General features: G+C 37.1%; 1 protein-coding gene. It reads left to right on the forward strand.

Features of this window, described 5'->3' with window-relative positions; genetic code table 11:
- Nucleotides 1-49: 49 nt before the first annotated feature.
- Nucleotides 50-1057, forward strand: a complete 1008-nt coding sequence (locus tag B5G52_RS21765) for an NAD-dependent epimerase (RefSeq protein ID WP_087534709.1) — start codon at nt 50-52, stop codon at nt 1055-1057.
- The last annotated feature ends 145 nt before the right edge of the window (nt 1058-1202 follow it).

Here is a 1202-nt window from a genome sequence, read left to right on the forward strand (position 1 = left end):
TAGAACCTAGAACCTAGAACCTAGAACCTAAAATTAAAAAAGGATTAACATGAAGTACTTAGTAACCGGTGCCGCTGGTTTTATTGGCGCAGCAACTTGCTTAAAACTATTAGCAGCAAACCATACTGTTGTGGGTATTGACAACCTAAATGACTATTATGATGTAAATTTAAAATTGGCTCGCTTAAATCAGTTTAAAGACCATCCTGAATTTACCTTTATTAAAATGGATATCGCTGAACGCGCTACAATGAGTGAACTTTTTGCAAGTGAGCAATTTGATCGCGTTATTCATTTAGCGGCACAAGCGGGTGTACGTTACTCAATTGAGAACCCTGATGCTTACGCTGATTCTAATCTTGTAGGTCATTTAAACGTACTAGAGGGCTGCCGCCATAATAAAGTACAGCATTTAGTGTATGCCTCTTCAAGCTCTGTGTATGGTTTAAATGAAAAAACACCATTTGAAACAACGGATAGTGTTGATCACCCAGTATCATTTTATGCGGCAACTAAAAAAGCCAATGAATTAATGGCGCACAGCTATTCTCATTTATATAACTTACCAACAACTGGCTTACGCTTTTTTACTGTTTATGGCCCGTGGGGTCGCCCAGATATGGCACCATATATTTTCACTAAAAAAATACTGGCTGGGGATACAATTGATATAAATAATAATGGCGATATGTGGCGTGATTTTACTTACATAGACGATATTGTTGAAGGAGTAGTACGAGCTGCTGAAGTTGTGCCTGAGCGTAATGATTCATGGAAAGTTGAAACAGGCTCACCAGCATCAAGCTCAGCGCCATTTAAAGTTTATAATATTGGCCATGGTAGCCCGATTAATTTAATGGAATTTATTTCGTCGATTGAGTCTGCTTTAAGCATAGAAGCTAAAAAGAACTTCCGCGAAATGCAAGCTGGTGATGTGTACAAAACCTATGCTGATACCCAAGATTTATTTAAAGCGACTGGATATACACCCGAAGTAGGGGTTGAACAGGGCGTGAAAGCACTAATTGAGTGGTATAAAGAGTTTTATAATAAATAAAAGCGCTTAGTAAAAAATATAAGTTGAATGGTTGTAGGTTTAAGTATTATTAGGCCTGTGATGATAGTAAATTGTTTTATTTACTCTTATTGGGCAAATAGTTTTATAATTTGACTAGAACCTAGAACCTAGAACCTAGAACCTA

The sequence above is a fragment of the Pseudoalteromonas sp. A601 genome, from assembly GCF_002165575.1.
GTDB lineage: Bacteria > Pseudomonadota > Gammaproteobacteria > Enterobacterales > Alteromonadaceae > Pseudoalteromonas.